Genomic DNA, 8,842 nt, shown 5'->3' with positions numbered 1-8,842 from the left:
CCGGCACTGTTTCACCCAACGAAGGAGTTGCAGATGGCTGAGATCACACGCGACGTACTGATCATCGGTGCCGGAGCCGCAGGGCTCACGGCGGCGAACGACCTCCGCAAGGCCGGCCTCTCGGTCGCCGTGCTGGAGGCCCGTGACCGCGTCGGCGGGCGCCTGTGGACCGACGTGATCGAGGGCGCCATGCTCGAGATCGGCGGCCAGTGGGTGTCGCCCGACCAGGACGCGCTCAAGGACACGATCGAGGAGCTGGGGCTCGAGACCTACAGCCGCTACCGTGAAGGCGACAGCGTCTATGTCGGCCCCGACGGGAAGGCGCACCGCTTCACGGGCGAGATGTTCCCGGTGGCGCCCGAGACCGAGGCCGAGATCGCCAGGGTCACCGAGATCCTCGACGCACTGGTCGCCGAGATCGACCCGGACCGTCCCTGGGCCCACCCCAGCGCCGAGGACTGGGACACGATCACCTGGGACGCCTGGCTGCGCTCGCAGACCGACGACGACGAGGCCGTGCGCAACCTGGCCTTCGCCACCGGTTCCGCGATGCTCACCAAGCCCACTCACTCCTTCTCACTGCTGCAGTCGCTGCTGATGGCCGCGTCCGCAGGTTCCTACTCGAACCTCGTCGACGCCGACTTCATCCTCGACAAGCGAGTGGTCGGCGGTCTGCAGCAGGTTCCGCTGCGCCTCGCTGAGCGCCTGGGCGACGACGTGCTGCTGAACCAGCCAGTGCGCGGCCTCGAATGGTCCGACACGGGTGTCGTCGCCACCACCGATCAGCACACGGTGCGTGCCCGCCACGCGATCCTCGCGCACGCGCCGGTGCTCTACAGCCGTATCGCGTTCGACCCTCCGCTGCCGCGCCGACAGCATCAGCTGCACCAGCACCTGTCGATGGGCTTCGTCATCAAGGTGCACGCCGTGTACGACCGGCCGTTCTGGCGCGAGCAGGGCCTCAGCGGCACCGCCTTCAGCCCGTACGAGCTCTCGCACGAGGCCTATGACAACACCAACCACGGCGACGAGCGCGGCACCCTGGTCGGCTTCGTCTCCGACGCCAACGCCGACGGCGTGTTCGAGCTGTCGGCCGAGGAGCGCAAGGAGCGCATCCTCGAGTCGCTGTCGCACTACTACGGACCCGAGGCCAAGAACCCGGTCGTCTACTACGAGAGCGACTGGGGCAGCGAGGAGTGGACGCGCGGCGCCTACGCCGCGAGCTTCGACATGGGGGGCCTGCACCGCTACGGCGCGGACCTCCGCACGGCGGTCGGCCCGATCCACTTCGCGTGCAGCGACATGGCCGGCGCCGGGTACCAGCACGTCGACGGGGCGATCCGCATGGGCCACCTCGTCGCATCGAACATCGTCGACGCGAGTCGCGACGCCGGCGCTGTCGAGAGCGGCAGCTGATGACGGGCTCGGTCGTCGTCGGATACACGGCGACGGACGCGGGAGCGGATGCCGCGGCACTCGGCGCCCGGCTCGCTCGCAGCCTCGGTGCGACCCTGCACCTGGTGATCGTGCTGCCGAACGAGGGCACGCGCAGCGCGGCAGTCCCACCGGAGCGCGCGTACGAGGAGCACATCAAGGCGCAGGCGCGGCAGTGGCTCAAAGACGCCGTGGTCCGGCTCCCGCAGGAGCTGACCCGCAGCGGTCACGTGCGCTTCTCCGAATCGTTCGCCGAGGGCCTGATCGCCGCCGGCGAGGAATTCGGCGCCAGGGTGATCGTGATCGGCGCGGCCGGGGGCGGCATCTTCGGACGCCACCGTCTCGGCAGCGTCGCCTCCGAGCTGCTGCACTCGTCGACCATTCCGGTGGCGCTCGCGCCCGTGGGCGCCGCCCAGCAGGACGATCACGTCCTGCCGCGCGTGACGGTCGCCGTCGGATCCCGACCCGGTGCCGACGCCCTCCTCGACGAGGCCGTCGCGCTCGCCGGAGACAGCGGTGTCGACCTCCGGCTCGTATCCCTCGTTCCGTTCGACGTTCCCCCCGGACTCGACACCGGAGCGATCCGCACGGTCGGCGACACCCACGGCCAGGAGGTGCTCGCCGTCGCCGCCGAGTTGCTGCCGGACGGTCGCACGGCCGCGGTCGAGAGGGCACCGGGCGACTCGGTCGAAGACGCCGTCGCCCATCTCTCCTGGCTTCCCGGCGAGGTCGTCCTGGTCGGCTCCAGCCGGCTGGCGCAACCGCGTCGCCTGTTCCTGGGCTCCACGGCAGCGAAGATGCTGCACGAACTGCCCGTTCCCATGATCGTCGTCCCGCGTACCCGCAACGAAGCAGGAGACCGCTGATGAGCAGCACGAACCGGGCGACGGAGCCCGAATCCGGTGTCACGACCGGCATCTCCACCAAGGGCCTGAGCGCCGGAACGGTCGGCCTGATCGGCGCGGTCGTGATCGGCATCTCGTGCATCGCCCCCGCGTACACCTTCACCGCCGCCGTCGGCCCCACGGCATCCGAGGTCGGGGCGCAGATCCCGGCCATCATCCTCGTCGGCTTCATCCCGATGCTCCTCGTCGCCTTCGGCTACCGCGAGCTCAACAATCGGATGCCGGACTCCGGCACGTCGTTCACCTGGGCGGCCCGAGCGTTCGGACCGTGGGTCGGCTGGATGGCCGGCTGGGGTCTGGTCGTCGCGACGATCCTGGTGCTGTCGAACCTCGCCGGCGTCGCGGTCGACTTCCTCTTCCTGCTGCTGTCGCAGATCACCGGGAACCCGGAGATCGGCGACCTCGCCGGTGTCACCTGGATCAACATCGGCGTCTGCCTGCTGTTCATGCTCGGCGCGACGTGGATCTCGTATCGCGACATGCAGACGACGCAGAAGCTGCAGTACTGGCTCGTCAGCTTCCAGATCCTGGTGCTGGTGTTCTTCGCCGTCGCGGCCATCGTGCAGGCGGTGAACGGCAACGGTTTCGACTACCAGCCGTTCGACCTGAACTGGTTCAACCCGTTCGCGATCTCCTCCTTCAGCGCGGTCGCCGCGGGCCTCTCGCTCTCGATCTTCATCTTCTGGGGCTGGGATGTCACCCTCACCATGAACGAGGAGACCAAGGATCCGGAGAGGACACCGGGTCGCGCGGCCACCGTCACGGTGCTCACGATCGTGTCGCTGTACCTGCTGCTCGCGGTCGCGATGATCATGTTCGCCGGCGTCGGCACCGGGGCCCTGGGGCTCGGCAACGCGGACATCCAGGAGAACGTGTTCTTCCACCTCTCCGGCCCGATCCTGGGGCCGCTCGCGTTCCTGGTGTCGCTGGCCGTTCTGACCAGCTCCGCGTCGTCGCTGCAGTCCACGTTCGTGGGCCCGGCGCGCACACTGCTGGCCATGGGGCACTACGGCGCCCTGCCGAAGGTGTTCGCGAAGGTCAGCCCCCGCTTCTTCACGCCGGGGTACGCGACCATCATCTCGGCGATCGTGGCCTCCGCGTTCTACGCCGTGATGCGCGTCGTCAGTGAAGACACCCTGTGGGACACGATCCTCACGCTCGGCATGATGATCTGCTTCTACTACGGGATCACCGCGTTCGCGTGCGTGTGGTACTTCCGCAAGCAGTGGTTCGACTCGACGCGGAACGTCTTCTTCACGTTCCTCTTCCCGCTCGTCGGTGGCGCGATCCTCGCGGTGCTGTTCTTCACGACGCTGATCGACTCGATGGACCCGGAATACGGTTCCGGATCGCAGATCGGCGGGGTCGGCATCGTCTTCATCCTCGGGATGCTGATCATCGTCGTCGGCATCGCGGTCATGATCTGGAACGCGGTCCGCCGGCCCGCCTTCTTCCGCGGCGAGACGCTGGGCATCGACGCACCGCCCAGCCGACGCAAGCGCGCATAGCCCTCCTCACAGAAAGAGAATCATGAGCACTCAGACCGAACAGGCGCTCCTCGACAGCATCCCCACCCGCCTCTTCATCGGCGGTCAGTGGATCGACGGCGAGACCGGCGGCACCTTCGACGTGCAGGACCCGGCGACCGGCACGGTGATCCGGACGATCGCCGACGCGACGCCGGCCGACGGCATCCGTGCCCTCGACGCCGCGGTCGCCGCTCAGGACGAGTGGGCGGCCACCGCCCCGCGCGTGCGCAGCGAGATCCTCCGCACGGCGTTCGACCTCGTGCAGGAGCACAAGGAGGACCTGGCGCTGCTCATGACGCTCGAGATGGGCAAGCCCCTCGCCGAGGCCCGTGGCGAGGTCGTCTACGGCGGCGAGTTCCTGCGCTGGTTCAGCGAGGAGGCCGTGCGCATCAGCGGTCGCTACGGCATCAACCCCGAGGGCACCGGCCACATGGTCGTGTCGCAGCGTCCGGTCGGACCGTCGTTCTTCGTGACGCCATGGAACTTCCCCTTCGCGATGGCCACCCGCAAGATCGCTCCGGCACTCGCGGCCGGGTGCACGGTCGTCATCAAGCCCCCGGCGCTGACTCCCTTGACGACGATCTTCTTCGTCTCGCTGCTCGAGAAGGCGGGGCTCCCTGCGGGCGTCGTCAACGTCGTGCAGACGTCGAAGTCCAGCGCGCTGTCCGCGCCGATCATCGCCGACCCGCGGCTGCGCAAGCTCTCCTTCACCGGATCGACCGAGGTAGGACGCAAGCTCATCGCCCAGGCGGCCGAGGGCGTGCTGCGGGTGTCGATGGAGCTCGGCGGCAACGCGCCGTTCGTGGTGTTCGACGACGCCGACCTGGACAAGGCGGTGGAGGGTGCACTCGCCGCGAAGTTCCGCAACATCGGCCAGGCCTGCACCGCAGCCAACCGCTTCATCGTGCACAAGGACGTCGCGGGTGAGTTCGCCAAGCGTGTCACCGAGCGGGTCAACGGCATGAAGATCGGTCGCGGTACCGAGGAAGGTGTGGCGATCGGACCGCTCATCGACGCGGATGCCGTCGCCAAGGCGGGCGAGCTCGTCGACGAGGCCGTCGGTCGCGGTGCGACTCTGCTCGCCGGTGGCAAGGCCGTCGAGGGCACCGGCACGTTCTACGAGCCCACCGTGCTCACCGACGTCGTCGCCGGCAGCGCGATCCTCCGCGAGGAGATCTTCGGCCCGGTGCTCGCGATCGCGACCTTCGAGACCGAGGACGAGGCCGTACACCTGGCGAACGACACCGAGTACGGGCTCGTCTCGTACGTGTTCACCGAGAACCTGCAGCGCGGCCAGCGGATGATCGACAAGCTCGAGACGGGCATGATGGGTCTCAACGTGGGCGTCGTCTCCAACGCCGCCGCACCCTTCGGCGGAGTGAAGCAGTCCGGCGTCGGACGCGAGGGCGGGTTCGAGGGCATCCACGAGTACCTGTCCACCAAGTACACGCTGATCCCGGTCTCCTGACCGAGCAGCCAGAGGAGGAGAGAACATGACCGACTACGCCGTCATCAACCCCGCCACCGGAGAGACGCTGGCGTCCTTCGACACCTTCACCGACGCTCAGATCGAGGAGGCGGTCGCCGCCGCCGACGAGGCCCACCGCGAGTGGTCCCGTTCGTCGACCGTCGCTGAGCGTGCAGCCCTCGTCCGCCGCGCGGCCGAGCTGCACCGCGAGCGTCGGGAGGAGCTCGCCGACATCTTCGTGCGCGAGATGGGCAAGCCCCGCGAGGCCGCCCTCGGGGAGGTCGACTTCGCCGCCGACATCGCCGAGTACTACGCCGACCAGGCAGAGTCGATCATGGCCGACCAGCCGATCGCGATCCTGGGGGAGGGGTCGGCCATCATCCGCCGCTCCTCGCTCGGCCCGCTCGTCGGCATCATGCCGTGGAACTTCCCGGCGTACCAGATCGTGCGCTTCGCGGCTCCGAACCTGATCGTGGGCAACACGATCCTGCTCAAGCCCGCGCCGCAGTGCCCGGAGTCCTCGTCCGCGATCGAGGCGATCTACCACGATGCCGGCTTCCCGAAGGGTGCCTACCAGAACGTGCTCGCCACGAACGAGCAGATCGCGACGATGATCGCCGACCCGCGCGTGCAGGGCGTCTCGCTCACCGGTTCCGAGCGTGCCGGGGCCGCCGTCGCCGAGATCGCCGGTCGCAACCTCAAGAAGGTCGCCCTCGAGCTGGGCGGGTCCGACCCGTTCATCGTGCTCTCGACAGACGACCTCGACGCGACGGTGCAGGCCGGCGTCGACGCACGCCTCGACAACAACGGTCAGGCGTGCAACGGCGCCAAGCGTTTCATCATCGTCGACGGGCTGTACGACGCGTTCGTCGAGAAGTTCACGGAGAAGATGGCCGCCGTCGAGGCGACGGATCCGACGCTCGACGACACGGTCCTCGGACCGGTGGCCTCCGAAGCCGCGGCCGAGAACCTGCAGAAGCAGATCGATCAGGCCGTCGAGCAGGGCGCGACGCTGCTCACCGGCGGCACCCGCGACGGAGCGTTCTTCGCGCCGACCGTGCTCACCGACGTGACGCCCGAGATGAACGTGTACCGCGAGGAGCTCTTCGGTCCCGCAGCCGTCGTCTACCGTGTGGCGGACGAGGACGCGGCGGTCCAGCTCGCGAACGACACCACCTTCGGCCTCGGCTCCTACGTCTTCACGACGGATGCCGAACAGGCCGAGCGCGTCGCCGACAAGATCGAGGCGGGCATGGTCTACGTCAACCTCGTGCTGGCCGACAGTCCCGAGCTGCCTTTCGGTGGCGTCAAGCGCAGCGGCACGGCCCGCGAGCTGGGCCACCTGGCCGCCGACGAGTTCGTGAACAAGAAGCTGATCCGCATCGGCTGACGCGAGCAGGTCGGGGGCTCGCGCCCGGAAGGAGATCTCGCGGAATGAAGGAGCGGATGCCGCATCCACTCCTTCACACCGTGAGATCTCCTTCCTTTCGTGCGACCTCGGAGAGGTGGTGCGTCCTCCTGTCAACGCCCGAGCCGCCGTCGCTGCTCGGGCGTAGGGTCGAAGCATGGCCAACGTCGCTGAGAACATCGTCAAGACTCTGCATGCCAACGGGATCGACCGTGTCTACGGCATCCCCGGGGACTCGCTGAACGGCTTCACGGACGCGCTGCGCAAAGACGGCACGATCCGCTGGGTGCACGTGCGGCACGAAGAATCCGCCGCCTTCGCGGCCGCCGCGGATGCCGCCACCACGGGAGAGCTCGCGGTCGTCGCCGGCTCGTGTGGTCCGGGCAACCTGCACCTCATCAACGGCCTCTACGACGCCAACCGCTCGCGCGTGCCCGTGCTCGCGATCGCCGCGCACATCCCCACCACCGAGATCGGCACCGGGTACTTCCAGGAGACGCATCCGCAGGAGCTCTTCCGCGAGTGCAGCGTCTACGTCGAGTACGTCGCCGACCCGAAGCAGATGCCGAGACTGCTCGAGATCGCCATGCGCGCGGCCATCGAGGAGCGGGGCGTCGCGGTACTCGTGATCCCGGGCGACGTCGCCCTCGCCGACATCGCCGACGACCGCGCCGTCGTGATCGAGCGCGCGCTGCCTGTGGTGGTACCCAACCCGGCAGAGCTCGAGAAGGCGGCCACTCTGCTGAACGCCGCGAAGAACGTGACGATCCTCGCCGGTGCCGGTGTCGAGGGTGCGCACGACGAGGTCATCGCCCTCGCCGACAAGTTGGGCGCTCCCATCGTGCACGCGCTCCGCGGCAAGGAGTTCATCGAGTACGACAACCCCTTCGATGTCGGGATGACGGGCCTGCTGGGCTTCGCCTCCGGCTTCCGCGCCATGGAGGCCGCCGACGCCCTGCTGGTGCTGGGCAGCGACTTCCCGTACGAGCAGTTCTACCCGGACCACGCCAAGACCATCCAGGTCGACATCCGCGGCGCGCAGCTCGGCAAACGGCATCCGCTCGATCTGGGGCTGGTCGGCGACGTGCGTGCGACGGCCGACGCGCTGCTGCCGCGAGTGGCGAGGAAAGACGACCGCGGCCATCTCGATGACGCGATCGCGCACTACCGCAAGACGAGGAAGAAGCTCGACGAGCTCGCCGTCCCCGCCAAGGGAAAGCGCCCCATCCACCCCCAGTACCTGGCCCGACTCCTGGACGAGCATGCTGCCGACGACGCGATCTTCACCGCCGACGTGGGATCACCGACCGTGTGGGCGGCGCGCTACCTCTCGATGACGGAGCAGCGTCGCCTGATCGGCTCCTTCACACACGGCTCGATGGCGAACGCCCTGATGCACGGCATCGGCGCGCAGGTCGCGCATCCCGACCGTCAGGTGGTCGCGCTGGCCGGCGACGGCGGGCTCGCGATGATGCTCGGCGAGCTCCTCACGCTCACGCAGAACAAGCTGCCGGTGAAGACGATCGTGGTCAACAACTCCTCGCTGAACTTCGTCGAGCTCGAGATGAAGGCCGCGGGCTTCGTCACCTACGGGACCGGCCTGGAGAACCCGAGCTTCGCGGCGATCGCCGAAGCCATGGGCATCTTCGCGCGTCGGGTGGAACGCAGCGAAGACCTCCCGGATGCCGTGCGCGAGGTGCTCGCACACGACGGGCCCGCCCTGCTCGACGTCGTCACCGAGCGGCAGGAACTCTCCATGCCGCCGGCGATCGAGGCCGCGCAGGTCAAGGGGTTCGCGCTCTATGCGATCCGCACGGTGATGTCCGGCCGCGGCGACGAGCTCCTCGACCTCGCGAAGGCCAACTGGCGCCAGCTCTTCTGACCCGCAGGTCAGCTCTGCACGAGGGCCCGCACCTCGGCCGCCTCACCGTGCCGTCCGAGCGACTCGAGCACGTTGCCGAGCTCGAGGGCTGCGACCTGGAGCAGCGGAGGGTGGTCGGCGGCGTGGTCGATGGCGCTGCGGTAGAGGGGTACGGCATCGGCTGCGCGGTCGTTCCCTGCCAGCACGCGGGCGGCGAAGAGCTCGGAGCCGCCCGCC

Annotated in this window: 7 protein-coding genes; 6 read left to right on the top strand and 1 reads right to left on the bottom strand. The window is 68.7% G+C overall.

Annotated elements, in window-relative coordinates; translation table 11 throughout:
• Positions 1-33: 33 nt before the first annotated feature.
• The 6 genes from ACNPM4_RS15370 to poxB all read left to right on the top strand — a co-directional run bounded on the left by ACNPM4_RS15370 (position 34) and on the right by poxB (position 8,626).
• On the top strand, positions 34-1,416 hold the full coding sequence (locus ACNPM4_RS15370; protein ID WP_372469148.1) for a flavin monoamine oxidase family protein: 1,383 nt from the start codon (positions 34-36) through the stop codon (positions 1,414-1,416).
• On the top strand, positions 1,416-2,300 hold the full coding sequence (locus tag ACNPM4_RS15365; RefSeq protein ID WP_262001304.1) for a universal stress protein: 885 nt from the start codon (positions 1,416-1,418) through the stop codon (positions 2,298-2,300). Before ACNPM4_RS15370 ends, ACNPM4_RS15365 begins: the two co-directional genes overlap by 1 nt.
• Positions 2,300-3,847, top strand: a complete 1,548-nt coding sequence (locus ACNPM4_RS15360) for an APC family permease (RefSeq protein ID WP_448986259.1) — start codon at positions 2,300-2,302, stop codon at positions 3,845-3,847. The genes ACNPM4_RS15365 and ACNPM4_RS15360 overlap by 1 nt, the downstream gene beginning before the upstream one ends.
• A gap of 22 nt (positions 3,848-3,869) precedes the next feature.
• On the top strand, positions 3,870-5,336 hold the full coding sequence (locus tag ACNPM4_RS15355; protein WP_448986257.1) for an NAD-dependent succinate-semialdehyde dehydrogenase: 1,467 nt from the start codon (positions 3,870-3,872) through the stop codon (positions 5,334-5,336).
• Between the two features lie 25 nt (positions 5,337-5,361).
• Positions 5,362-6,726 carry an NAD-dependent succinate-semialdehyde dehydrogenase gene (locus tag ACNPM4_RS15350; protein WP_105710398.1) on the top strand — a complete coding sequence of 455 codons (1,365 nt, stop codon included), beginning with the start codon at positions 5,362-5,364 and terminating at the stop codon, positions 6,724-6,726.
• Between the two features lie 175 nt (positions 6,727-6,901).
• A complete protein-coding gene (gene poxB / locus ACNPM4_RS15345) occupies positions 6,902-8,626 on the top strand; it encodes a ubiquinone-dependent pyruvate dehydrogenase (RefSeq protein WP_448986255.1) in 1,725 nt (574 codons plus the stop codon).
• 8 nt (positions 8,627-8,634) lie between these two features.
• On the opposite strand, the gene ACNPM4_RS15340 is transcribed toward poxB, so the two are convergent.
• Positions 8,635-8,842, bottom strand: a 208-nt coding sequence (locus ACNPM4_RS15340) for a YfgM family protein (protein WP_448986254.1), incomplete at its 5' end; no start/stop codon positions are given.

The organism is Microbacterium umsixpiens (assembly GCF_053543675.1).
This window is presented reverse-complemented; position numbering and strand designations above follow the sequence as displayed.

What these genes read in the sequence shown, in the direction of transcription:
- ACNPM4_RS15365 (WP_262001304.1), top strand. Translation starts at nt 1,416, where the DNA reads ATGACGGGCTCGGTCGTCGTCGGATACACGGCGACGGACGCGGGAGCG.
- ACNPM4_RS15350 (WP_105710398.1), top strand. Translation starts at nt 5,362, where the DNA reads ATGACCGACTACGCCGTCATCAACCCCGCCACCGGAGAGACGCTGGCG.
- ACNPM4_RS15370 (WP_372469148.1), top strand. Translation starts at nt 34, where the DNA reads ATGGCTGAGATCACACGCGACGTACTGATCATCGGTGCCGGAGCCGCA.
- ACNPM4_RS15360 (WP_448986259.1), top strand. Translation starts at nt 2,300, where the DNA reads ATGAGCAGCACGAACCGGGCGACGGAGCCCGAATCCGGTGTCACGACC.
- poxB (WP_448986255.1), top strand. Translation starts at nt 6,902, where the DNA reads ATGGCCAACGTCGCTGAGAACATCGTCAAGACTCTGCATGCCAACGGG.
- ACNPM4_RS15355 (WP_448986257.1), top strand. Translation starts at nt 3,870, where the DNA reads ATGAGCACTCAGACCGAACAGGCGCTCCTCGACAGCATCCCCACCCGC.